The following is a 23,722-nucleotide window of genomic DNA, read 5'->3' as shown; positions in this document are numbered from 1 at the left end:
CAATAAAAATCTCCGAGGATCGAATCGTGTCCGATTACCATGCCTTCCGGGTCGAACTGGCAGAGCGCATTGCGCATGTGCAAATCAATCGGGCCGAAAAGCTCAATGCCATGAACGAGCCGTTCTGGAGTGAAATAATTCAGATATTCGACTGGGTCGAGCGCACTGACGAAGTGCGTGTCGTGGTGCTGAGTGGCGCAGGCAAGCATTTTTCTTCGGGTATCGACCTGGCCTTGCTGGCCTCGGTGGCCAGTCAGTTGGGCAAGGATGCGGGCCGTAACGCTCGCTTGCTCAGTCGCACGATTCGCGACATGCAGGCATCGTTCACGGCGGTAGACAAATGCCGTAAACCCGTTCTTGCTGCCATTCAGGGCTATTGCCTTGGAGGAGCCATCGACCTGATCTCAGCCTGTGACATCCGCTATGCCGCTGCCGATGCGCAATTTGCAATTCGCGAAATCGACATGGGCATGGCCGCTGACGTAGGCACCCTGCAGCGTCTGCCGAGGATCATCGGTGACGGCATGTTGCGTGAGCTTGCTTACACCGGGCGTACTGTGGGGGCTGATGAAGCTCAGCGAATCGGCTTGGTAAATCGCACCTTCGATGATCTTGCCGGTCTGCTGGAGGGTGTTTTTGCGGTGGCACGGGAAATAGCAGAGAAGTCCCCGATTGCCGTCGAAGGCACCAAGGAAATGATCAGCTACATGCGTGATCACAGCGTAGAGGACGGGCTTGCGCACGTTGCCATCTGGAACGCAGCCATGCTGCAATCGCCTGACTTGAAGCTGGCAATGGTCGCGCAGATGAGCAAGCAGAAGCCGGTTTTCGATAATTGATGCACAACAGTGCCTGAGTTTGAACAGAGGAGTTTTTCATGACACGCCCGGAGCGTTGGACAACTGCAGTCCTGGATATCAAAGCCAGTGGCGGTCTGGCCGTGGTTCAGGGGGAACAGGGTTTTTTGCTGGACGCCAATGGGGTCATGTTTCCCAGAGAATGGTTTAAAGCGCTGGGTTTGCCGGTGCAGAGCGAACACGGCATCGGTCATCTCGACGGCGAGCCTGTTTACCTGCTGGTACTGGACGGCCCTGCTTCAGTGGAGGGATGCTCCTGGCAAGGCTTGCGTCAGTTCATGCTTGAGGGTGATTTCGCGGTTTTCCAGATGCTCGGATATGCCGCGCAGGTGAGCACCTGGGCCAGGGAGCACCGCTTTTGCGGGGCGTGCGGTCGCCCGACAGTGCAGATTCCCGGCGAGAGGGCAATGTTCTGCGAGCACGACAACCTGCGCCTGTATCCGCGTATCTCCCCGAGCATGATCGTGCTGGTCACCCGGGGCGACGAAGTGCTTCTGGCCCGCTCGCCGCGTTTTGTCACAGGTATGTACAGCGCCTTGGCAGGGTTTGTAGAGCCAGGCGAGTCGGCCGAAGACTGTGTGCACCGCGAAGTGATGGAAGAGGTCGGGGTGCGTATCCGGAACCTGAAATACATGGGCAGCCAGTGCTGGCCATTCCCGCACTCGATGATGCTCGGTTTTCATGCTGAATATGAAAGCGGAGAGATCGTTCCCCAGGTTGAGGAAATCGAAGACGCACGCTGGTTTCACGTCAATGACCTGCCACCGCTTCCGGCCAGCCGGTCAATTGCCCGTTATCTGATCGAAGCGTATCTGGCCCAGTGCTCAGGCGCCCCCGAACCAGTGTTGCCAGGCTAGGCGTACGGTCAGGCCCAGCACTACGGTGATGAACACCGGGCGGATGAACTTGGCGCCGCCCTTGATCGCCGTCCCGGCGCCAAAGTAGGCGCCCGCCATCACGGCAAGGCCCATGCTCAGACCGATGATGTAATCCACCTGACCGGAAAACATGAACACCGAAAGCGCCACGGCGTTGCTGACGAAGTTCATGCTGCGGGCAACACCGCTGGCCTTGACTAGGTCTACCGGATAAAGCAGCAAGGTGCTGACCGTCCAGAAAGCGCCAGTGCCAGGGCCTGCGACACCGTCGTAAAAGCCCAGCCCCAGCCCTTGTGGCAACTGCCATTTCTTTTTGATCGGCGCATCGATGTCCAGCGGCGCCTTGGGCGTACCACCAAACAGCAGATAGAGCCCGCAGCCAAACACAATCACCGGGAGCATCTGATTCAGCCATTCGGCAGGCAGGTAATGAGCGATGACTGCTCCTATGGCCGCGCCTGCCGCCGTGCCGGCGATCGCGTGCAACCACTGTCGCGGGTGGAATAGCTTGCGGCGGTAGAAGGTGTAGCTGGCAGTCGCGGAACCGAAGGTCGAGCTGAGCTTGTTGGTGCCGAGCACCAGATGCGGTGGCAGGCCTGCAGTCATCAGGGCAGGGGTGGTCAGCAGCCCGCCGCCCCCGGCAATGGCGTCGATAAAGCCCGCGATGAATGCAACGACAGCAAGGATTGCAAGGGTGGTCAGGTCAACGCTGAGTTCGAAAGGCATGGCACGGGGGCTTTTAGAGAGAGCGCGGGAAGGGGCTGGAACGCCAGCCGGAACGGCAAGCATTCTACCCGTTCGCACGCGCTCTCAGGAAGTCAGATATCGGCAAGCGCGACCCAGCGCTGTTCTGTCGCTGCACGACGAATCGCGCTGGTCAGGCGCTCGATTTGCCAGGCTTCTTCAAAGTCCGGGCCGCGGCTGCCCTGGCCACACACCGCCAGGATCAATGCCTGCACCTCCAGTGCCTTGAGCTCGTTATACCCCAACTGATGACCGGGTGCGGGGCAGAACGCCGCGTAGCCTGGCAGTGCCGGCCCGGCTAGAAGGCGCTGGAAGCCGTCCCGCCCTGGCGCGCCAGGGCGGTAGATGCGCAGCTCGTTGAGGCGTTCCTGATCGTAAGCCAGCGTGCCTTGCGTGCCACTGATTTCAAAGCTCAGGTGATTTTTATAGCCATGCTTGAGCCAGCTGCTGCTGAACGTGCCACGAGCGCCATTGGCAAAGCGCAGCAATGCGTGCGTCTGGTCATCCACGGCGATGGTGCGCATTTCGCTGCTGCCCAGACTTGCCGGACGTTGACGGTGTACGGTGCTGGCATCCGCACAGACCGCTTCGACATCGCCCATCAAATAGCGCGCCATCGCCAGCAGGTGGCTGCCCAGATCAGCCAGCGCGCCTCCGGCATGTGCCGGCTCGCATCGCCAGGACCAGGGTGATGTCGGGTTGCCCATGAAGTCCTCGCTGAACTCGCCCTGAAAGCTGACGATGTCGCCCAGTTCGCCTGCTTCTATCATTTCTCTGGCGAGCCCGATTACCGGATTGTGCTGGTAGTTGTAGCCGACCTGAGTGACTACTCCAGCGGCCTTGGCGCTGAGGCGCATCTCGTTGGCCTCAGCCAGGCTGACGGCGAGCGGCTTCTCGCAATACACCGCTTTGCCGGCGGCGATGGCAGCCATCGCCATAGGGAAATGCAGGTGGTTGGGGGTGGTGATCGCCACGATATGGACCTGCGGGTCGTCGATCAGCTGTTGCCAGTCGGCATGGCTGCGATCAAAGCCCCAGGCCTTCGCGCAATGCTCGGCTCTGGCGCTGTCAGCGTCTGCCAGGGCAGCCAGACGAATACGGGCTGGCAATTCAAGCGCGGCATTGGCACTGCCGAACGCCAGCGCATGGGCGCGCCCCATGAAACCAGTGCCGATAAGACCAATGCCCAGTTCAGGCCGGCTGGTGGATAGAGTTTCCCGCATGACACTCTCCAGAATGGATTGTTGTTATGCGGAAAATATATTCCAATCAAATAAATAATGGAAAATTAATTCATTACTCTGATAGTGATTTCGTTCAGGTCAGAAATCCGCCATCTACATTCAGCGCGACGCCGGTGGTATAGCTGGAGGCCTCGCTTGCCAGATAGAGAACTGCACCGGCCATCTCGCTGGGCGCTGCGACTCGCTTCAACGGGATCTGCGACAGGGCCATGTTCAGAATCGCATCGTTCTTCACCAGCGCCGAGGCAAAGCGGGTATCGGTCAGGCCTGGCAGCAGTGCGTTGCAACGAATGCCGAATTCCGCGCACTCCTTGGCGAACACCTTGGTCATGTTGACCACTGCGGCTTTGGTCATGGAATAGACACCCTGATAGACACCGGGCGACACGGCATTGATCGAGGCCACATTGATAATACTGCCGCCACCGCCTTCACGCATCAATTTGCCGGCTTCTACGGACATGAAGAAGTAGCCGCGGATGTTGACGTCGATAGTCTTCTGGAAGGCGCTGAGGTCGGTGTCCAGCACATTACAGAACTGAGGATTGGTGGCGGCGTTATTGACCAGAATGTCCAAGCCCCCAAATTGCTGACGTACTTCTGCAAAAGCACGGGTTATCTGCTCCATCTCTCCGATGTGGCAGGCGATGGCGGTGGCTTTGCCACCCTCGGCGACGATAGCGTCAGCCACGGCCTGGCAGCCATCGAGCTTGCGACTCGACACGATGACATGCGCGCCTTGCTGGGCCAGCAACCTGGCGATGGCCTCGCCGATGCCACGACTGGCGCCTGATACGAAGGCCACTTTGTTGTCGAGATCGAACAGTTGGGTTCTGGACATTTCAATTCCCTGTGTTGACGTCATCAAAGGCTGGATTTGGCGATCACGTTCAGACTCATTTGCTCAAGCAGCCGGTTCATGTCGATGAACCGGGCAAAGCGTTTGTCCTGGGTCTGGCCATGAAAAAAACGGTAGTAGATCTGTTGCACGATGCCGGCCAGTCGAAAAAGCCCGTACGTGTAATAGAAGTCGACATTGTCGATGCGCATACCTGAGCGTTCGGCGTAGTAATCGACGAACCCCTGGCGGCTCAGCATGCCTGGCGCGTTGCTGGGTTGACGACGCACTGCCTGTACCGGCGCAGGATCGTCAGCCTGAATCCAGTAGGCGAGGGTGTTGCCGAGGTCCATGAGCGGATCTCCCAGCGTGGTCAGCTCCCAGTCAAGCACGCCGATGATGCTCATCGGGTCGGCTGGGTCGAGGATCACGTTGTCGAAGCGATAGTCGTTATGCACGATGCTCGAGGTGGGCGAGTCGGCAGGCATCTTGTCGACCAGCCAGCGCTTGACTTGCTCCCATGCCGGAGCATCTGGGGTCATGGCTTTCTCGTAGCGCTCCGACCAGCCCAGAATCTGCCGTTGCACGTACCCTTGTGGCTTGCCCAGATCACCCAGGCCGCAAGCGCGGTAATCGACCTGATGCAGGTTCACCAGCTTGTCGATGAAGCTTTTGCACAGGCTTTCGGTCTGCCGGGCATCCAGCCCCAGTTGCGGCGGCAGATCGGAGCGCAGAATGATGCCCTTGACGCGCTGCATCACGTAAAACTCCGAGCCTATCAGCGACTCGTCGGTGCAATGCACATAAGCCTCGGGGCAGAAGGGGAATGCGTCTTTGAGCTGATTGAGAATGCGGTATTCCCGGCCCATGTCGTGTGCCGAGCGCGCCTTGTGCCCGAACGGAGGACGGCGCAGCACCAGCTCTTTATCGGGGTACTGGATCAGGTACGTCAGGTTCGACGCGCCGCCTGGAAACTGACTGATAACCGGCACGCCCCGCAGCTCCGGAATATGAGCCTTCAGGTAGGGATCAATGAGGCCAGCGTCCAGCTCTTCGCCTGTGCGAATCTTGGTGGACTGATCAGTCAGTTCCATGCTTATCCCTTGTGCTTGTGCTTGTGCGCTGCTTCGGTCATTGAGCAATCTAATGGTCTGTAGAATCACCATCAACTCGGCTACAGCTTTATAGGCTAGCGTGTTGCCGAGCAATCAGTGTCCCTGATCACTGATATGCGCAGATAAAAAACCGAAGCGCCAGGCTTCGGTGTTTTTGAAACGGGGCGCGACGAATCGGCAGTTATACCGGAAACAGTTCGCTCAATTTCATGGCCAGCATCATGTCGCCTTCGGCGCGCAGCTTGCCGCCCATGAAGGCCTGCATGCCATCGGTCTCGCCGCTGACGATACCCTTGAGGGTTGCGCTGTCCATGACCAGGGTCACGTTGGCGTCCGGGTTCTCGCCTTCCTGTACTTCGCAGGTGCTGTCCTTGACGATCAAGGCATAGTGCTTGTCTTCGTCAGTGATATTGAAACCGAAGATCAGGTCCAGACCGGCAGCTGCAGCCGGGTTGAACTTTTTTTTCATGGTCTGTACTGCTTCTGCTACTGAGGTCATGTCTTGATCCTTTGTGGTAAGTGCTTGCGTGCGGAGGGATACGATTGGTCGGGCTCAGCGATAGGTAATGAGCGCCGGCGTGTCGAGCAGTTGCAAGTGCGTGTAGCTGTTGAAGGCAGCCAGGGTAACGTCGGTGCCTTTGAACTTGAGCTGATGCAGCGATGTATTGACGATATGCCAGTGAAGCTCCAGCGCCTTTGATGCGGGCATTCCCGTTACAAGATGCAGCAGGGCGGTGATGGTCCCGCCGGAGGTGAATATGGCGATACGCTCATTCGGACCTGCAGCATGGAGAACTCTATCAAGGCCTGCCTTTACGCCGGCCACGAAACCCAGCCAGCTCTGCAACCCCGGCGTGTCATGCTTGCCACTCAGCCAGCGCTCGGTAATCAGGTTGAACAACCGGTGAAACCCTGCGGGGTTCCCGGCGACGTCGCGCAGAATATCCAGCGCTTGCGGTTCGTCGACGAGCATCGCCGGTATCAACGACCTGATCACCCCTTCGGCGTCGAATTCATCGAAAGCGCTGTCGAGCTGCAGGGGAGGTGTGTCCAGGCCTGCTTCGGCATACTGGCCCAGCACATGCTGTGCGGTGTCTTTCTGACGCAGCAGGGCCCCGGACACGCAGCGGTCAAAGCTCAGGCCCAGTTTCGCAAGGTAAGCCCCCAGCACCTGAGACTGACGAATGCCCACAGGCGACAGTACGTCGTAATCGTCTGCACCAAATGAGGCTTGGCCATGTCGTATCAGATAGATGCTGCCCACGTCCGGGTCACTCGGTACGTTGAAGGTCCAGCGAGGTTATGAGGGATGCCTGGGGACTGTCAATGAAAAAACATACGCTCGTTTGAAATCACCGTTTTAATGGTTTGTAACGGCTGGGCTGCTGGTGCGTCGAACAGGGCGTCGGTATGCTGCAGTCATCGCAGCCCCTGCCGCACAGGGGGTCTAACGCAAGTGAGGGATATTCGTGGATTTCGTTGTCGATTACGCAAGTTTTCTGGCTAAAACCGTAACACTGGTGATTGCCATCGTGGTCGTGCTGGTCGCCATTGCGTCCATGCGTGGCAAGGGCCGACGCAAGTCTGCAGGACAGTTGCAGGTCACTCGCCTGAATGACTTTTACAAAGGCCTGCGCGAGCGGCTTGAGCAGTCGCTGCTGGACAAGGACCGTCTCAAGGCGTTGCGCAAGGAGCAGGGCAAGGCCTTGAAGAAAGAGAAAAAGCAGGCCGAGACCAAGGCTCGCGTCTACGTGCTGGACTTTGACGGTGACATCAAGGCGTCTGCGACCGAAAGCATGCGCCATGAGATCACTGCGCTGCTGACACTGGCGACTGACAAGGACGAAGTGGTGTTGCGTCTCGAGAGCGGCGGCGGCATGGTTCATAGCTACGGGCTGGCGTCCTCGCAACTGGCGCGTATCCGTCAGGCAGGCATTCCGCTGACGGTGTGCATCGACAAGGTGGCTGCCAGTGGCGGTTACATGATGGCCTGCATCGGCAACAAGATAATCAGCGCCCCGTTCGCCATCCTCGGCTCCATCGGTGTCGTGGCGCAATTGCCTAACGTCAACCGTCTGCTGAAAAAGCACGACATCGACTTTGAAGTCCTGACCGCTGGCGAGTACAAGCGTACGCTCACGGTATTTGGCGAAAATACCGAAAAAGGCCGTGAGAAGTTTCAGCAGGACCTGGAAATCACTCATGACCTGTTCAAGAACTTCGTCGCCAGCTACCGCCCGCAACTGTCCATAGACGAGGTCGCTACCGGTGAGGTGTGGTTGGGCATGGCGGCAGTCGACAAACTGTTGGTCGATGAGCTGAAAACCAGCGACGAGTACCTCGCGGAACGCGCAAAGAACGCTGACGTGTTTCACTTACATTACGTGCAGCGCAAGAGCCTGCCGGAACGCATGGGCATGGCCGCTGCGACCTCTGTGGATCAGGTGGCTGCAAAGTGGTGGGGGCGTTTGACTCAACAGCGGTTCTGGTAGGAGTAACGACCCTAGTGCCGATGCTCAGCGCTCATCGTCATGCATAAGCCCGCTTTTGATTCTGGTTTCAGGCCGTGGGAGCTAAAGACACAAGCTTCAGGAGGTTACGACGCCTGCGATGGCTGCAAAAATGGCCCTGAACTCGGTTCTTTCTGATGTATTGAATGCACTGGTCGCGCTGCCGGTTCCCGGCAGATCGCGGACAAGTCGGCTCCTGCAATTCCTGAAAATCAGGGGCAGATCGTGGATAAGCGAAGCGTCGCCGGTTCCACTCCTGCGGCCTTTGGCCAGAAGCAGGAGTGGGCTTGCTTACAGCTTTGAGGGTCAGCGTCGCCGGAACAGTGGCAGAGGCTGATCAGCAGCAGCTTGATAGGTCACGGAGAAGTCCTTCAGACCTTCCAGCGCGTCGTACGGGTCTTTGTCCGGGCGCACCGCAAACGCGTCGAAGCCACAGCGGCGCATGTAGAACAGCTGATCACGCAACACGTCGCCAATCGCGCGTAACTCGCCTTTATAGCCATATCGGTCACGCAACAGGCGAGCGTTGGAGAAGCTTCGGCCGTCAGTGAAAGCCGGAAAGTTCAGGGCAATGACCTGGAACTGATCGACATCGGCACCGATTTCCTCCGCTTCTTCATCGCTGTCCAGCCACACGCCGAGACCGCCATCGCGGGCCTTGAGGGCATGCGCGTGCTCGCGCCACAGCGCAAGCGGCACGATCAGGTCGTCGCAATTGGACAGGCTGTCAAAGGTGGTTTCCTTTGGCAGCAAATGCCAGGTCTCATCAATGACTTCGTCGTTCTTAATGATTCGCTGCATAGACACGCTCCTTGAAAGGGTCAATGCCAATCCGCTGGAAAGTGTCGATGAAACGTTCGTCTTCGGTACGTTTCTCGACGTACACATCGATCAGCTTTTCGATCACGTCCGGCATTGCATCCTGGGCGAATGAAGGGCCGAGGATCTTTCCAAGGCTTGCGTCGCGGCTGGCGCTGCCGCCCAGTGACACCTGATAGAACTCTTCGCCTTTCTTGTCCACGCCCAGTATGCCGATATGGCCCACATGGTGGTGGCCGCAAGCATTCATGCAGCCGGAAATGTTCAGGTCCAGCTCGCCGATGTCGAACAGGTAATCCAGGTCGTCGAAACGGCGCTGTATGGACTCCGCAATCGGGATCGACTTGGCGTTGGCCAGTGAGCAGAAATCACCGCCAGGGCAGCAAATTATGTCGGTCAGCAGGCCTATGTTCGGGGTAGCGAAGCCGTTTTCACGCAACTCGTTCCACAGCGTGAACAGCTCGGCCTGCTCGACGTCGGCAAGGATGATGTTCTGCTCGTGAGATGTACGCAGTTGCCCGAAGCTGAAGCGATCAGCCAGGTCGGCGACGGCGTCCAGCTGCTTGTCGGTCAGGTCGCCCGGCGCTACGCCCGTCGGCTTGAGCGACAGGGTGACGGCGATGTAACCCGGTTTTTTGTGGGCCAGCACATTACGTTGGCGCCAGCGTGCAAAGCCTGGATGTTGAGCATCCAGCGCGGCCAGTTCGGCATGCTGGTCGCTGAGGACCTTGTACTCGGGGTCGACAAAGTGCCGCGAAACGCGCTGCACTTCAGCTTCTGTGAGAGTGGTCTGGCCGCCGCGCAGGTGGGCCATTTCTGCCTCGACCTTTTCTGCGAAGACTTCGGGGGTCAGCGCCTTGACCAGAATCTTGATCCGCGCCTTGTACTTGTTGTCACGACGACCGTAGCGGTTGTAAACCCGCAGAATGGCGTCCAGATAGCTGAGCAGGTCCTGCCACGGCAGGAACTCGTTGATGAAAGCGCCCACTACCGGCGTACGGCCCAGGCCGCCGCCCACCAGCACCCGGAAACCCAATTCGCCCGCCTCGTTGCGCAGCGGCTCCAGACCGATGTCGTGAACTTCAATGGCTGCCCGATCGCTGGTCGAACCATTGACGGCAATCTTGAATTTACGCGGCAAGTAGGCAAATTCAGGGTGGAAAGTCGTCCATTGACGGACGATCTCGCACCAGGGGCGTGGATCGACGAGTTCATCTGCCGCGACGCCGGCGAACTGGTCGGTGGTCACGTTGCGCAGACAGTTGCCGCTGGTCTGGATAGCGTGCATCTGCACAGTCGCAAGTTCGGCAAGTATGTCGGGAATGTCTTCCAGCGCGGGCCAGTTGAACTGCACGTTCTGACGGGTGCTGATGTGCGCATAGCCCTTGTCGTAGTCACGCGCAATCTTTGCCATCATGCGGGCCTGGCGCGAAGTCAGTTGTCCATAAGGAACTGCCACGCGCAGCATCGGTGCGAAGCGCTGGACATAAAGCCCGTTTTGCAGGCGCAACGGTCGAAACTCTTCTTCGCTCAGATCCCCGGCGAGATAGCGTCGGGTCTGATCACGGAACTGCTTGACGCGGTCCTCGATGATCTTCTGATCGTAATCGTCGTATACGTACATATAAGTCCTGTTCTCAGGCTTCGTCATGAAGCAGGTCCGATAACATGCGGTCAGGGTAAAAGTGCCCTTCGCTTGCTGCCTGCGTCATCTGGTCGATTCTGCGCGCACGGCCGCGCACTCCCTGCGGAGCGGAGGCGACGATAGCAGTTTGCAGATATCGATAAAAGTGATGTTTATATATATGCAAATCACTAAAAGCGATAAGCAGATGGCCGCTTGAACATCTCCATGCTTGCCGTGTGGGCAAGACTCGACTTAACTGAGCATTGACCGGTGTTCAACCAGCACCGGCACACGATCTTTCATGTAATCAGCCACAAGACAAACAAGAGGCGATGCGATGAGCAAGCACCCCAAGGCAACAAAAGCCGGCAAATCCGTGGACACATGGGCGATTCTTTTTATTGTCATTCTGGCAGTGGGGGTCGCGATGTTCTGGGCCAGCGGCCGCTGACAGGCGCACAAAGAGTTTGCCCCGGACCTGCAGAACCTTGCAATTGCGGCCGATAGATCGCGTGTGACGGTCATTTCCTGCGACCTCAAGGTTCGATGATATGAAGGTTTTATGCGCCCTCGCGCTAATGATTTCCGGCCTGATGTGGGTCGGTGCGACATGGGCCGCTTCAGTGGTGTTTTTGTGTCCCGGTTTTGAAACCGACGGCTACTGGCGTCCCTATGCCCGCGTCATGCAGGCCGCGGCTGACACAACGGGCATGTCGCTGGAAATACGCTATACGGATCGTGATACGCGCAAGCTGGTTGCGATGGCGCGCGAAGCGCTGCAAGGCAGCGAGCGCCCGGATTATCTGCTGTTCTCGAATGAATTGAACGTCGCGCCTGAAATGCTGCGCCTTTCGCAAGGCAGCGGGGTCAAGCTGTTCGCGGTGAACAATACGCTGACGGCCGACCAGGTCCGTATTCTTGGGGACTTGCCTTCGCGTTATCCGGACTTCATCGGCAGTCTTGTGGGCAACGACGAGGAGGGCGGTTATCAGACCGCCAAGCGACTGATCAGTCTGGCTCAGCCGACTGCGCCAGGGAATCCTGTCGAGATGCTGGCTTTCTCGGGCACCAACACCACACCGGTCTCGATTTCCCGTGAAAAGGGCTTGATGCGAGCGCTGTCAGAGCATCCCGAAGTCCATTTGCGACAGATCGTTCTGGGCGGCTGGCGACGTGATCGCGCGCTTGAACAGGCACGCGTGTTGTTGGCACGTTATCCGGATATTCGTCTGGTGTGGTCAGCCAATGAGCAAATGGCATTCGGCGTGATGGACGCCTTGAGAGAGCGAGGTGGCAAACCAGGCAAGGATGTCTTGTTCAGCGCGATCAACGGCTCGTCTCTGTCGTTGCAAGCACAGCTGAACGGGAGCCTTGATGTGGTCGCTACCGGACATTTCACCTTGGGCGCATGGGCAATCATTCTGTTGCATCGCTATGAAACCTCTCCACAGCTACTGCTCCCGCAGCCCCGCGCCCGGATTATCGATGTGCTGCATCTGGTCGAGCCGCAGGACACGCGACGTTTTCTGGAAGCTACAAGCAGTGAGCGTTATCGACTCGACCCGCAGGCTTTCGATAAGGCAGTCGTAGGCGAGCAGTCGCCCTTTTCGCTGAAAAGCATGTTGCCGCCTGTGAACGCAGGCGGCCAGTAAGCGCTTTTGCGTTACTCGTCGTAGCCAAGGTTGGGAGCCAGCCAGCGTTCAGTGACACTCAGGTCTTGGCCCTTGCGCGCGGTGTAGCTTTCGACCTGATCTTTGTCGACCTTGCCTACAGCAAAGTACTGCGCCTGCGGATGAGCAAAATACCAGCCACTGACCGCAGCGGCCGGGAACATGGCGTAGTGCTCGGTCAGGAACACACCGCTTTTACCTGGCGTGTGCTCCGGTGTACCTTCCGGTAGCGGGTCGAGCAAGGCGAACAGGGTGCCTTTTTCGGTGTGATCAGGGCACGCCGGGTAGCCCGGGGCAGGGCGAATACCTATGTACTGCTCCTTGATCAGCGCCTCGTTGTCCAGCGCCTCGTCTTTCGCATAGCCCCAGTATTCCTTGCGCACCTGCTGGTGCAGCCATTCGGCGCAGGCTTCGGCGAGACGGTCGGCCAGGGCCTTGACCATGATCGAGTTGTAGTCGTCGCCATTGTCCTGATAGGCCTTGGCCACTTCTTCGGCACCGATACCGGCGGTGGTGATGAAACCACCTATGTAATCGGTCAGGCCGCTGTCTTTGGGCGCAACGAAGTCGGCCAGCGAAAAGTTCGGCTTGCCGTCGGGCTTGATGGTCTGCTGACGCAAGTGGTGAAGCCTGGCCAGCGGCTTGCCGTCGTCGCCGTAGACCTCCAGATCGTCTTCATTGACCTGGTTGGCCGGCCAGAAACCGAACACCGCGCGGGCGCTGATAAGCTTTTCATCGATCAGCTTGCGCAGCATCTGGCGGGCATCTTCAAACAGCGCGGTAGCCGCTTCACCGACCACTTCATCGGTCAGGATGCGCGGGTATTTACCGGCCAGATCCCAGGAGATGAAGAACGGCGTCCAGTCGATGTACTCAGCCAGTACGTTCAGGTCGATGTCCTGCAGGATACGTGTGCCGGTGAATGTCGGCTGGGCGGGGATGTAGTTTTCCCAGTCGAACTGCGGCTTCTTGGCCACCGCCGCGCCATAGCTAAGGCGTTCGGTGCGCGCGCTGCGTGCCGAGGTGCGCTCACGCACTTCGACATACTCAAGGCGGGTCTTCTCGATGAAAGCCGGCTTCAGCTCCTTGGAAAGCAGTTGGGTCGCGACACCGACCGCACGAGACGCGTCGGTGACGTAGATCACCGCATCGTTGCTGTATTTGGGTTCGATCTTGACCGCGGTGTGGGCTTTGGATGTGGTTGCGCCGCCGATCATCAAGGGCAGATGGAAATCCTGACGCTGCATTTCCCGGGCAACATGCACCATCTCGTCCAGCGACGGGGTAATCAGCCCGGAAAGGCCGATGATGTCGCATTTCTGTTCGCGAGCGACCTGCAGGATCTTCTCGGCAGGCACCATCACGCCAAGGTCGACAATGTCGTAACCATTACAGCCCAGCACCACGCCGACGATGTTCTTGCCGATGTCGTGAACATCGCCCTTGACCGTGGCCATCAGGATCTTGCCTTTGGCTTCGGGCTTGTCGCCTTTTTCCAGTTCGATGAACGGGATCAGGTGCGCCACCGCCTGCTTCATCACACGTGCCGACTTCACCACCTGTGGCAGGAACATCTTGCCCGCGCCGAACAGGTCGCCGACCACGTTCATGCCTGACATCAGCGGGCCCTCAATGACCTCGATAGGTCGTTTGAACCCCAGGCGCGACTCTTCGGTGTCCTGAACAATGTGCGTGGTAATGCCCTTGACCAGCGCATGTTCCAGCCGCTGGTTGACCGGCCAGCTGCGCCACTCTTCGGTTTCGGCTTCCTTGACGCTGCCATCGCCCTTGTACTTGTCGGCAATGGCCAGCAACGCATCGGTGCCTTCAGGGTTGCGGTTGAGTACGACGTCTTCGACGCAGTCCCGCAGCTCGGCCGGGATCTGGTCGTAGATTTCCAGCTGGCCGGCGTTGACGATGCCCATGCTCAGGCCATTACGGATCGCATGCAGCAGAAACACCGAGTGAATGGCTTCACGCACCGGGTTGTTGCCGCGGAACGAGAACGAGACGTTGGACACTCCGCCCGAGGTCAGGGCATGCGGCAGCTCATCGCGGATATAGGCACAGGCATTGATGAAGTCCACGGCATAGTTGTTGTGCTCTTCGATGCCAGTGGCAATGGCGAAGATATTCGGGTCGAAGATGATATCTTCCGGCGGGAAGCCCACTTCATTGACCAATATGTCGTAGGAGCGCTTGCAGATCTCCTTCTTGCGCGCTTCGGTATCGGCCTGGCCCTGTTCGTCGAAGGCCATCACCACTACCGCTGCACCGTAACGCTTGCACAGGCGGGCGTGATGAATGAACTGCTCGACGCCTTCCTTCATGCTGATCGAGTTGACGATGCCCTTGCCCTGAATGCACTTGAGGCCGGCCTCGATGACTTCCCACTTGGACGAGTCGATCATGATCGGTACGCGAGAGATATCCGGCTCGCCTGCGATCAGGTTGAGGAAGGTCACCATGGCCTTCTTCGAATCGAGCATCCCTTCGTCCATGTTGATGTCGATCACTTGGGCGCCGGCTTCGACCTGTTGCAGGGCGACTTCCAGGGCTTCGGTGTAGTTGTCTTCACGAATGAGGCGGGCGAAGCGGGCCGAGCCAGTGATGTTGGTCCGTTCGCCGACGTTGACGAACAGCGACTGGCGATCAATGGTGAACGGCTCAAGACCCGACAGGCGACAGGCTTTCGGGATGTCCGGAATTTCACGCGGGGCATAACCCGATACAGCCTCGGCAATCGCCTTGATGTGCGCCGGCGTCGTGCCGCAGCAACCACCGACAATGTTCAAAAAGCCGCTTTGGGCGAACTCTTCGATGATTTTTGCCGTCTGGCTCGGCAGCTCGTCGTATTCGCCAAAGGCGTTCGGCAAGCCAGCATTGGGGTGCGCTGAAACATGGGTGTTGGCCTTGTTGGCCAGTTCCTGCAGGTAAGGTCGCAGTTCACTGGCACCCAGTGCGCAGTTCAGGCCGACCGAGACCGGTTTGGCATGGCTGATCGAGTTCCAGAAAGCTTCGGTGGTCTGCCCCGACAGGGTACGGCCTGAGGCGTCGGTGATGGTCCCGGAAATCATGATCGGCAGCTCGAAGCCCAGCTCTTCGAACACGCCCTGCACGGCAAAGATTGCGGCTTTGGCGTTGAGTGTGTCGAAGATGGTTTCAATCAGGATCAGATCGGCGCCGCCTTCGATCAGGCCTTTGGTGGCCTCGGTGTAGTTTTCGACCAGTTCGTCGAAGGTGACATTGCGATAGCCAGGGTTGTTTACATCCGGCGACAGCGAACAGGTGCGGCTGGTCGGGCCGAGGACGCCGGCGACAAAGCGTGGTTTGTCGGGGGTTTCGAGAGTCTTGGCGTCTGCCACTTTTCGCGCCAGCCGGGCACCTTCGACGTTCAGCTCATAAACGATCGACTCCATGCCGTAGTCGGCCTGGGACACCTGCGTCGCGTTGAAAGTGTTGGTCTCGAGAATGTCTGCGCCCGCATCCAGATAAGCCTTTTCGATGGCGCCTATCACGTCTGGACGCGTCAGGATCAGCAGGTCGTTGTTGCCTTTGACGTCACTTGGCCAATCGGTGAAGCGCTTGCCACGGTAGTCCTGCTCCTCGAGCCTGTAGCTCTGGATCATGGTGCCCATGCCGCCATCGAGGATCAGAATCCGCTGTTTGAGAGCAGTAAGAAAGGCTTGATGGCGGGCGCTGCGGTCAGACATGAGGGCTACCTTGAGAAGGTCGATGCTTTAAATGACGCGATGATAGCAAACCGGAGCGCTTTTGGTGGTGTCGCGGTTTTCCATGAAAATCATTCATGTTGCCTGTGGCTATGGATTTGTAAAGAAAGACATATGGAGCATGGCCTCCAGCCATTATCGCTTCCTGAACGAAACACATCTTGCGCGATCTTTTTTCCAAAATCGTGGTCGGAAATGGTGCGCGTCGTGTGTCCGGCTGCAGGCCGGTGCACGATTGAAAGTCAGGCGGTAGAGGTTTTCGCAATGTTGATTTCAGTTCAGGCCCTGCGGGCGTTTGCCGCGTGGGTCGTGGTGTGTCACCACTTCATGCAGATTTTTTTCGATTTCAAGGCCAGTGGCCCGATTGGTGAGTTCTTCGTTTCCAAAGGTGCAGTGGGCGTCGATATCTTCTTCGTCATCAGTGGTTTGGTGATTTTTCTCTCTACCCAAAACAGCGACATGCCAGCCCGCCGCTTCATCCTTCATCGCTTGATCCGCATCGTACCGGCCTATTGGCTGTATACCGCTGCGATGGGTTTACTCCTGCTGATCGCAGCGCCAATGCTGCCCCACCAAGTCATCGGCTGGCAGAATTTCCTGCTGTCACTGGTGTTTATCCCTTCGGAAAACCCCGGCGGTTACGGCCTTTATCCGACACTGAATGTCGGCTGGACGCTCAACTACGAAATGTTTTTCTACCTGCTGTTCTCGATGGTGTTCCTGTTCGAGCAACGCCACCGGCCTTTGATTATTGCTGCCGCGCTGTTTGCGGTCAGTGAAGTGCTGGCAAAGGCAGGGCTGATCAGCCGGTTCTACGGAAATGACATCGTTTACGAGTTTCTACTCGGTATCGGTATCGGCATTCTCTATCGCCGTGGATGGATCAAACAGGCGCTATGGCTGCCTTTGGCAGGCATTGCGGTCGGGCTGTACGCTATCAATAGCCTGACAAACGAGCACCGTCTGCTCAACTGGGGTCTGCCCAGCGCATTGATCGTTTTGTCATGCATTTCTCTGGAGCCCTTTTTCAAAGGCAGTCGCCTGCTCAAGGTGCTGGGGGATTGCTCGTATTCGGTTTACCTGTTGCACGTGCTGGTGTTGTATGGCGGATTGTTGATGGCGCAGCGTTTCGGCTTGAGCCCTTACGTGGTGTTCGCCTTTTGCGTACCGATCATCGCCATCGGCGCTTGGGTCAGCTATGAGTGGATCGAGAAGGGGCTCTACCGACGAATGAAGGGCTGGCTTGACGAGCGGCGCTCGGGCGGTCGGGTTCAGGCATTAACCTGACAAAAATACTAGGACTTTGTATGGCGCGGCCGATTGGCGTAAACTGCCAGCACGTCTGCGAGGAATTTTCATGACCGCTATCACTATTACCGACGCCGCCCACGATTATCTGGCCGATCTGCTGGAAAAGCAGAATACCCCGGGCATCGGCATCCGCGTATTTATCACTCAGCCCGGCACTCAGTACGCCGAAACCTGCATTGCCTACTGCAAACCGGGTGAAGAAAAACCGGACGACAAGGCCATTGGCCTGAAGAGTTTTACCGCCTGGATCGACGGCTTCAGTGAAGCCTTCCTGGACGACGCCGTTGTCGACTACGCAACCGACCGCATGGGTGGTCAGCTGACCATCAAAGCGCCGAACGCCAAAGTGCCGATGGTCAATGCCGACAGCCCGATCAACGAGCGAATCAATTACTACCTGCAAACCGAGATCAACCCCGGGCTCGCCAGTCACGGTGGTCAGGTTACCCTGATCGACGTGGTCGAGGAGGAGACGAAAAACATCGCCGTGCTGCAGTTCGGTGGGGGTTGTCAGGGTTGCGGTCAGGCTGATGTCACGCTGAAGGAAGGTATCGAGCGCACATTGCTGGAGCGCATACCCGAGCTGTCAGGCGTCCGCGATGTAACGGACCATACGCAGAAAGAAAACGCGTACTACTGATTCGTCCTTGCTGCAAAAAACGCCCTGATTATTCAGGGCGTTTTTTTGTGTGGCAGAATACTGGCACTGTGACGGGTACCTGACAGCGCAGCTCGGTCAGTCCAGCTCCACCAGAACGGCGCCTTCATTGACCATCTCTCCCTCTCGACAGTAAAGCGCGCTGATTACACCCTTAGCGGCTGCGCGGATGCTGTGCTCCATCTTCATGGCCTCAAGCACCACCAACTGTGCCCCGGCCTCGACCGTCTGGCCCACTTCGACCAGCACGCGGACGATGCTGCCATTCATGGGCGCGGTCAGGCCGCCATGCTGTCCCTGAACAGACTCAACCAGGTTCACGGGGTCAACTTTGTGCACGGTGTGCAGATCACCCTGCCATTTGAGGTAAAGCGTGTCGCCGCGACGTGTTGCAAGGTGCCTTGTGCGCAAACCATCGCCTTCAATATGCAGTTGCTCGCCTTCCAGATGGATCAGCGATGTGCCGTTATCGAGCAGGCGCACGGCATGAGTTTGCCCGTTGCAGCTCAGGAGTACATTGGTCTGTGCAGGCAGGCCGACACGAAAGCCTGACGCGTCGGCCCAAGGCGAGTGCAGGTCGGCCTGATCGATATGGGCCGGTTCGCTCTGTCTGAACGCCTCGGCGGCAGCTTGCCAGAATGCCTCGCAGGGCTCGTGGGTCGCTGGCAGCAGTTGATCCTGGTAGCGAGGAATGAAACCGGTATCCAGTTCGGCCGCAGCAAAGGCTGGATGAGCAATGATGCGGCGCAGAAAGGCCAGATTGGTCCTGACGCCGCCTACGGCGAACTCGTCCAGCATACCCAGCAGGCGCAGGCGCGCTTCTTCGCGGTTTTCGCCCCACGCAATCAGCTTGCCGAGCATGGGGTCATAGAAGGGTGAAATGCTGTCGCCCTCGGCCACACCGCTGTCTATGCGTTTGCCGACGCCGCTGACGGGCTCTCGATAGAGCTCAAGCCTGCCTGTCGCGGGCAGAAAATCGTTGGCCGGGTCTTCGGCGTACAGCCGGACTTCTATAGCGTGTCCTGTCAGCGGGACCTGCGCCTGAGTGATCGGCAAGGGTTCACCACGAGCAACGCGGATCTGCCACTCCACCAGGTCGAGCCCGGTGATGTACTCGGTGACCGGGTGCTCTACTTGCAGGCGAGTGTTCATTTCCATGAAAAAGAACTCTCCGCGGGCATCCAGCAGAAACTCCACCGTGCCTGCTCCCACGTAGCCAATGGCCTGTGCAGCAGTGACTGCAGCTTCGCCCATGGCCTTGCGCAGTTGCGGCTTCAGACCGGGCGCAGGGGCCTCTTCGACTACTTTCTGATGACGGCGCTGAATGGAGCAGTCGCGTTCGTTCAGGTAAAGGCAGTTGCCATGCCGGTCGGCGAATACCTGAATTTCGACGTGTCGTGGAGAGAGGACGTATTTCTCCACCAGCATGCGTGAATCGCCAAACGATGAAAGCGCTTCGCGTTGAGCAGAGGCCAGGGCTTCGGCCATCTCGACGGCATGCTCGACCACTTTCATGCCTTTGCCGCCACCCCCGGCTGTGGCTTTCAGAAGCACCGGATAACCAATGCGCTCGGCGGCGGCTAGGAATGTGTCGATATCCTGCGCATCGCCATGATAGCCGGGCACCAGCGGTACGCCTGCCTGTTCCATCAGCGTCTTGGCGGCAGACTTGCTGCCCATGGCGTCAATGGCCGAGGCGGGCGGGCCGAGAAAGATCAGCCCTGCCTTTTCAATCGCCCGGGCAAAGTCGGCGTTTTCAGATAAAAAGCCGTAACCGGGATGGATGGCCTGGGCACCGCTGGCCCTGGCTGCCTTGATCAGCTTGTCGATCGCCAGATAGCTTTCGCTTGCCTTGCTGCCGCCCAGGTCGATACGGACATCGGCTTCACGGCTGTGACGAGCGTCGCGATCAATCGCGCTGTGCACTGCAACGGTCGTCAGCCCCATCTTTTTCGCCGTGCGCATAATGCGGCATGCAATTTCACCCCGGTTGGCGATCAGCAGCGTGGTCAGCTCGGGTGCCTTGATATCAGCTACCTTGATGTCAGTTACGTTCATGACTGCAGGTCCTTCTCTGATGCTTCTTCAGCCGTATTGTGTCGCTGCCAGCCGGGTGCGCGTTTTTGTAGAAATGCACGCAGGCCTTCCTGGCCTTCAGGGCTGGTGCGGATACGGGCAATGGTGCTTTCGCAATAACGACGTACTGCAGGCGTGAGTGCGCCACTGCCGACTTCCCGCAGCAATTCCTTGCTGACGCGCATGGCCTGGGGGCTGTTGAGCAGCAGGTTGTCTATCCAGTCGACGGTTCGCGCCTCAAGGTCGGGCAGGGGATAGCACTCGGCAATCAGGCCTATGTGGCGCGCTTGCTGACCGTCGAAGCGCTCGGCGGTCAGGGCATAGCGCCGCGTCGCCCGTTCGCCGATGGCCTGCACGACGAAAGGGCTGATAACCGCAGGCGCGAGTCCGATGCGCACTTCGGACAAACAGAACTGCGCGTCTTCGGCGGCGATGGCCATGTCGCAGCAACTGATCAGGCCCAGTGCGCCGCCGAACGCTGCACCTTGTACCACCGCCAGCGTCGGGATTTTCAGTCGGGCGAGGTTGTACATCAACTCGGCCAGTTCACGTGCATCGTCCAGGTTGGTGTTGTAATCGAGATCAGCTGCCTGCTGCATCCAGGCCAGGTCGGCGCCAGCGCTGAAATGCTTGCCACGTCCGCGCAGCAGCAAAAAACGCACACTTGCATCGCCTTGCACCTGATCCAGGGCGAGGATCAACTCGCGAATCATCTGGGCGTTGAAGGCATTGTTCTTGTCCGGTCGGTTCAGCCACAACGTGGCAAAACCACGGGGGTCGAGGGTCAGTTCAAGGGTTGCGAATGAAGTCGAAGTCATGGTCGTTTCCCGGCTCACATTCGGAACAGCCCGAAGGTGGTAGGTTCGATGGGCGCATTGAGCGAGGCGGAGAGGGCCAGAGCGAGAATGTCACGGGTTTGCGCCGGGTCTATCACCCCATCGTCCCACAGGCGCGCGCTGGAATAATAAGGGTGGCCCTGATGTTCATACTGATCAAGAATCGGCTGTTTCAGCTCGGCCTGTTGTTGCGCGCTGAATGCCTGGCCGGCACGTTCGGCCTGTTCGCATTTGACCTGCACCAGCACGCCTGCGGCCTGCTCGCCGCCCATTACGCCGATGCGTGCGTTTGGCCACATCCATAAAAAGCGTGGGTCGTAGGCGCGACCGCACATGCCGTAGTTGCCGGCGCCGAAACTGCCGCCGATGATCACCGTGAACTTGGGCACCCTGGCACAGGCGACGGCGGTCACCAGCTTGGCTCCGTGCTTGGCGATGCCTCCTGCTTCATACTTCTGGCCGACCATGAAACCAGTGATGTTTTGCAGAAATATAAGCGGGATGCCCCGCTGGCAGGCCAGCTCGATGAAATGCGCGCCTTTCTGCGCCGCTTCGGCAAACAGAATGCCGTTATTAGCCAGAATCGCGACCGGATAACCGTGCAGCCTGGCGAAGCCGCAGACCAGCGTCGTACCGAACAGCGCCTTGAATTCATCCAGCACGGAACCGTCTACCAGCCTGGCGATGACTTCGCGCACATCGAACGGCTGCTTGGTGTCGGCGGGGACAATACCGTATAGCTCATCGCTGGCATACAGCGGCGCAACCGGCGGCTCGATGTTCAACTGGCCCGCCTTGCGCCAGTTCAGGTTAGCGATACTGCGCCGTGCCAGCGCCAGGGCATGCTCATCGCTCTCGGCGTAATGATCGGCGACCCCGGAGGTGCGGCAATGCACATCGGCACCGCCCAGTTCTTCTGCGCTGACCACTTCACCGGTGGCAGCCTTGACCAGCGGCGGGCCAGCCAAAAAGATGGTGGCTTGCTGGCGCACCATGATCGCTTCGTCGGCCATGGCGGGCACATAGGCCCCACCTGCCGTGCAAGAACCCATTACCACAGCGATCTGCGCAATGCCTTGGGCGCTCATGTTGGCTTGATTGAAGAAAATCCGCCCGAAGTGTTCACGATCGGGAAACACTTCGTCCTGGCGCGGCAGGTTGGCGCCGCCCGAGTCCACCAGGTAGATGCACGGCAGACGGTTTTGCTGGGCAATGGTCTGTGCGCGCAGGTGCTTTTTCACGGTGAGCGGGTAGTAGGATCCGCCTTTCACCGTCGCGTCGTTGGCGATGATCATGCACTCGACGCCTTCGACACGACCAATGCCGGCAATCACTCCGGCAGCCGGAACATCTTCACCATAGACCTCATGCGCGGCCAGTTGGCCGATTTCCAGAAACGGCGAGCCGGTATCCAGCAGGCGATTGATGCGGTCGCGGGGCAGCAACTTGCCGCGCGATGTGTGGCGCTCCTGAGCCTTGAGACCGCCGCCTTGCTGGACCTGATTGAGCAGGCTGCGCAGCGCGTGGACCTGCTTGAGCAACGCCGAGTGATTAAGCGCAAACTCTGCGGAACGGGTGTTGATTCGGGTGTGGAGAATGGCCATGTGAGCTCCGCAATCAACGGGTTTCGTTGAACAGTTCGCGACCTATCAGCATGCGCCGGATTTCGCTGGTGCCTGCGCCGATTTCGTAAAGCTTGGCGTCACGTAATAGCCGCCCGGCTGGAAATTCGTTGATATAGCCATTGCCGCCGAGAATCTGAATGGCGTCCAGCGCCATCTGCGTCGCACGCTCGGCGCTGTAGAGGATGACGCCTGCGGCGTCCTTGCGCGTGGTCTCACCGCGGTCACAGGCCTGGGCCACGGCATACAGGTAGGCACGGCTGGCATTGAGCTGGGTGTACATGTCGGCAACCTTGCCTTGAATCAACTGGAACTCGCCGATGCTCTGGCCAAACTGCTTGCGGTCATGAATATAGGGCACTACCACGTCCATACAGGCTTGCATGATCCCGGTGGGCCCGCCGGAGAGCACCACGCGTTCGTAGTCCAGGCCGCTCATCAGCACCCTGACACCACCGTCGAGCGCCCCCAGCAGGTTCTCTTCCGGCACCTCGACATCATCGAAAAACAGCTCGCAGGTGTTGGAGCCGCGCATACCGAGCTTGTCGAATTTGCTACCACGCGAGAAACCTTTCCAGTCTCGCTCGACGATAAACGCGCTGATGCCGTGCGCAGCCTTTTCCAGGTCGGTCTTGGCGTAGATGACATAGGTATCGGCATCCGGCCCATTGGTGATCCAGGTCTTGCTGCCATTGAGGACGTAATGATCGCCACGCTTGTCAGCGCGCAGCTTCATGGAAACCACATCCGAGCCGGCGTTCGGCTCGCTCATGGCCAGTGCGCCAACGTGCTCGCCGCTGATCAGCTTGGGCAGGTAGCGGGCTTTCTGCGCAAGTGTGCCATTGCGGTTGATCTGATTAACGCACAGGTTTGAATGCGCGCCGTAGGACAGCGCCACGGAGGCCGAGCCGCGGCTGATTTCCTCCATCGCGACCACATGCGCCAGATACCCGAGTCCTGCGCCGCCATATTCTTCGCTGACTGTGATGCCCAGCACGCCCATCTCACCGAATTTGCGCCACATGTCGACGGGGAACAGGTTGTCCTTGTCGATCTGGGCAGCGCGGGGGGAGAGCTCTGCAGCGACGAAAGACTGCAACTGATCACGCAGCATGTCGATGGTGTCGCCCAAGGCGAAGTTCAGGCTGGGGTAACTCATGGGCAGCGTTCCTGTTTTATTCTTTGT

At 58.6% G+C, this 23,722-nt stretch carries 19 protein-coding genes; 6 read left to right on the top strand and 13 right to left on the bottom strand.

Annotated features, from left to right (window positions below):
- Positions 1-26 precede the first annotated feature (26 nt).
- Together I9H09_RS13365 and nudC are read left to right on the top strand one after the other, a co-directional pair.
- Positions 27-839, top strand: a complete 813-nt coding sequence (locus tag I9H09_RS13365) for a crotonase/enoyl-CoA hydratase family protein (RefSeq protein ID WP_236502342.1) — start codon at positions 27-29, stop codon at positions 837-839.
- A gap of 38 nt (positions 840-877) precedes the next feature.
- Positions 878-1,714 (top strand): NAD(+) diphosphatase, encoded by an 837-nt coding sequence (gene nudC / locus I9H09_RS13360; RefSeq protein WP_122346616.1) that lies wholly within the window; start codon positions 878-880, stop codon positions 1,712-1,714.
- Here nudC and I9H09_RS13355 read toward each other — a convergent pair.
- From I9H09_RS13355 to I9H09_RS13330, 6 genes are all read right to left on the bottom strand, one after another.
- On the bottom strand, positions 1,682-2,461 hold the full coding sequence (locus I9H09_RS13355; protein ID WP_053480005.1) for a sulfite exporter TauE/SafE family protein: 780 nt from the start codon (positions 2,459-2,461) through the stop codon (positions 1,682-1,684). The two genes, nudC and I9H09_RS13355, sit on opposite strands and share 33 nt — an antisense overlap.
- Positions 2,462-2,553: 92 nt before the next feature.
- Positions 2,554-3,702: a Gfo/Idh/MocA family protein gene (locus I9H09_RS13350; protein WP_122346615.1), complete on the bottom strand. Its 1,149-nt coding sequence runs from the start codon at positions 3,700-3,702 to the stop codon at positions 2,554-2,556.
- 94 nt (positions 3,703-3,796) lie between these two features.
- Positions 3,797-4,564, bottom strand: coding sequence for an SDR family oxidoreductase (locus tag I9H09_RS13345; RefSeq protein WP_005892954.1), 768 nt, complete (start codon positions 4,562-4,564; stop codon positions 3,797-3,799).
- A gap of 23 nt (positions 4,565-4,587) precedes the next feature.
- Positions 4,588-5,655 carry a phosphotransferase family protein gene (locus I9H09_RS13340; protein ID WP_054988854.1) on the bottom strand — a complete coding sequence of 356 codons (1,068 nt, stop codon included), beginning with the start codon at positions 5,653-5,655 and terminating at the stop codon, positions 4,588-4,590.
- A 202-nt stretch (positions 5,656-5,857) separates the two neighbouring features.
- Positions 5,858-6,175, bottom strand: a complete 318-nt coding sequence (locus I9H09_RS13335; RefSeq protein WP_122325434.1) for an SCP2 sterol-binding domain-containing protein — start codon at positions 6,173-6,175, stop codon at positions 5,858-5,860.
- A 54-nt stretch (positions 6,176-6,229) separates the two neighbouring features.
- Entirely contained in the window at positions 6,230-6,940 is a 711-nt protein-coding gene (locus I9H09_RS13330; RefSeq protein ID WP_054998348.1) for a histidine phosphatase family protein, read from the bottom strand.
- 205 nt (positions 6,941-7,145) lie between these two features.
- Here I9H09_RS13330 and sohB point away from each other — a divergent pair, with 205 nt between their 5' ends.
- Positions 7,146-8,168, top strand: a complete 1,023-nt coding sequence (gene sohB, locus I9H09_RS13325) for a protease SohB (protein ID WP_122346614.1) — start codon at positions 7,146-7,148, stop codon at positions 8,166-8,168.
- A 324-nt stretch (positions 8,169-8,492) separates the two neighbouring features.
- Here the strand turns inward: sohB and I9H09_RS13320 are convergent, their stop codons facing one another.
- Both I9H09_RS13320 and I9H09_RS13315 read right to left on the bottom strand, forming a co-directional pair.
- Complete coding sequence (locus I9H09_RS13320; RefSeq protein WP_005892947.1) at positions 8,493-8,987, bottom strand: DUF934 domain-containing protein; 495 nt, start codon at positions 8,985-8,987, stop codon at positions 8,493-8,495.
- Positions 8,971-10,629: a nitrite/sulfite reductase gene (locus tag I9H09_RS13315; RefSeq protein WP_024671479.1), complete on the bottom strand. Its 1,659-nt coding sequence runs from the start codon at positions 10,627-10,629 to the stop codon at positions 8,971-8,973. Before I9H09_RS13315 ends, I9H09_RS13320 begins: the two co-directional genes overlap by 17 nt.
- Positions 10,630-11,183: 554 nt before the next feature.
- On the opposite strand from I9H09_RS13315, the gene I9H09_RS13310 reads away from it, so the two are divergent.
- Positions 11,184-12,284: an ABC transporter substrate-binding protein gene (locus I9H09_RS13310; RefSeq protein ID WP_183142398.1), complete on the top strand. Its 1,101-nt coding sequence runs from the start codon at positions 11,184-11,186 to the stop codon at positions 12,282-12,284.
- Positions 12,285-12,295: 11 nt separating this feature from the next.
- Here the strand turns inward: I9H09_RS13310 and metH are convergent, their stop codons facing one another.
- The gene (metH, locus tag I9H09_RS13305; protein WP_122346612.1) at positions 12,296-16,015 is read right to left on the bottom strand and encodes a methionine synthase; all 3,720 of its coding nucleotides are present in this window, start codon (positions 16,013-16,015) and stop codon (positions 12,296-12,298) included.
- A gap of 282 nt (positions 16,016-16,297) precedes the next feature.
- On the opposite strand from metH, the gene I9H09_RS13300 reads away from it, so the two are divergent.
- Both I9H09_RS13300 and nfuA read left to right on the top strand, forming a co-directional pair.
- Positions 16,298-17,320: an acyltransferase family protein gene (locus tag I9H09_RS13300; RefSeq protein ID WP_053932754.1), complete on the top strand. Its 1,023-nt coding sequence runs from the start codon at positions 16,298-16,300 to the stop codon at positions 17,318-17,320.
- A 70-nt stretch (positions 17,321-17,390) separates the two neighbouring features.
- The gene (gene nfuA, locus I9H09_RS13295; protein ID WP_053932564.1) at positions 17,391-17,984 is read left to right on the top strand and encodes a Fe-S biogenesis protein NfuA; all 594 of its coding nucleotides are present in this window, start codon (positions 17,391-17,393) and stop codon (positions 17,982-17,984) included.
- Positions 17,985-18,080: 96 nt separating this feature from the next.
- On the opposite strand, the gene I9H09_RS13290 is transcribed toward nfuA, so the two are convergent.
- Genes I9H09_RS13290 through I9H09_RS13275 form a run of 4 tightly spaced genes read right to left on the bottom strand, consistent with a single transcriptional unit; the run spans position 18,081 to position 23,695 of the window.
- Positions 18,081-20,060, bottom strand: a complete 1,980-nt coding sequence (locus tag I9H09_RS13290; protein WP_221036029.1) for an acetyl/propionyl/methylcrotonyl-CoA carboxylase subunit alpha — start codon at positions 20,058-20,060, stop codon at positions 18,081-18,083.
- Positions 20,057-20,896, bottom strand: a complete 840-nt coding sequence (locus I9H09_RS13285; protein WP_122346611.1) for a gamma-carboxygeranoyl-CoA hydratase — start codon at positions 20,894-20,896, stop codon at positions 20,057-20,059. Before I9H09_RS13285 ends, I9H09_RS13290 begins: the two co-directional genes overlap by 4 nt.
- A 14-nt stretch (positions 20,897-20,910) precedes the next feature.
- The gene (locus I9H09_RS13280) at positions 20,911-22,518 is read right to left on the bottom strand and encodes a carboxyl transferase domain-containing protein (RefSeq protein ID WP_005892933.1); all 1,608 of its coding nucleotides are present in this window, start codon (positions 22,516-22,518) and stop codon (positions 20,911-20,913) included.
- Positions 22,519-22,531: 13 nt separating this feature from the next.
- Positions 22,532-23,695: an isovaleryl-CoA dehydrogenase gene (locus tag I9H09_RS13275; protein ID WP_024671486.1), complete on the bottom strand. Its 1,164-nt coding sequence runs from the start codon at positions 23,693-23,695 to the stop codon at positions 22,532-22,534.
- Positions 23,696-23,722: the final 27 nt, after the last annotated feature.

This window comes from Pseudomonas tremae (assembly GCF_023278125.1).
In the GTDB taxonomy this organism is placed as follows: Bacteria; Pseudomonadota; Gammaproteobacteria; order Pseudomonadales; family Pseudomonadaceae; genus Aquipseudomonas; species Aquipseudomonas tremae.
This window is presented reverse-complemented; position numbering and strand designations above follow the sequence as displayed.

Bases quoted from the DNA above. Each gene is read 5' to 3' on its own strand.
- I9H09_RS13300 (WP_053932754.1), top strand. From the start codon at position 16,298: ATGTTGATTTCAGTTCAGGCCCTGCGGGCGTTTGCCGCGTGGGTCGTG.
- I9H09_RS13315 (WP_024671479.1), bottom strand. From the start codon at position 10,629: ATGTACGTATACGACGATTACGATCAGAAGATCATCGAGGACCGCGTC.
- I9H09_RS13345 (WP_005892954.1), bottom strand. From the start codon at position 4,564: ATGTCCAGAACCCAACTGTTCGATCTCGACAACAAAGTGGCCTTCGTA.
- I9H09_RS13280 (WP_005892933.1), bottom strand. From the start codon at position 22,518: ATGGCCATTCTCCACACCCGAATCAACACCCGTTCCGCAGAGTTTGCG.
- I9H09_RS13335 (WP_122325434.1), bottom strand. From the start codon at position 6,175: ATGACCTCAGTAGCAGAAGCAGTACAGACCATGAAAAAAAAGTTCAAC.
- I9H09_RS13310 (WP_183142398.1), top strand. From the start codon at position 11,184: ATGAAGGTTTTATGCGCCCTCGCGCTAATGATTTCCGGCCTGATGTGG.
- I9H09_RS13290 (WP_221036029.1), bottom strand. From the start codon at position 20,060: ATGAACGTAACTGACATCAAGGTAGCTGATATCAAGGCACCCGAGCTG.
- I9H09_RS13350 (WP_122346615.1), bottom strand. From the start codon at position 3,702: ATGCGGGAAACTCTATCCACCAGCCGGCCTGAACTGGGCATTGGTCTT.
- I9H09_RS13285 (WP_122346611.1), bottom strand. From the start codon at position 20,896: ATGACTTCGACTTCATTCGCAACCCTTGAACTGACCCTCGACCCCCGT.
- I9H09_RS13340 (WP_054988854.1), bottom strand. From the start codon at position 5,655: ATGGAACTGACTGATCAGTCCACCAAGATTCGCACAGGCGAAGAGCTG.
- I9H09_RS13320 (WP_005892947.1), bottom strand. From the start codon at position 8,987: ATGCAGCGAATCATTAAGAACGACGAAGTCATTGATGAGACCTGGCAT.
- I9H09_RS13355 (WP_053480005.1), bottom strand. From the start codon at position 2,461: ATGCCTTTCGAACTCAGCGTTGACCTGACCACCCTTGCAATCCTTGCT.
- nudC (WP_122346616.1), top strand. From the start codon at position 878: ATGACACGCCCGGAGCGTTGGACAACTGCAGTCCTGGATATCAAAGCC.
- metH (WP_122346612.1), bottom strand. From the start codon at position 16,015: ATGTCTGACCGCAGCGCCCGCCATCAAGCCTTTCTTACTGCTCTCAAA.
- nfuA (WP_053932564.1), top strand. From the start codon at position 17,391: ATGACCGCTATCACTATTACCGACGCCGCCCACGATTATCTGGCCGAT.
- I9H09_RS13275 (WP_024671486.1), bottom strand. From the start codon at position 23,695: ATGAGTTACCCCAGCCTGAACTTCGCCTTGGGCGACACCATCGACATG.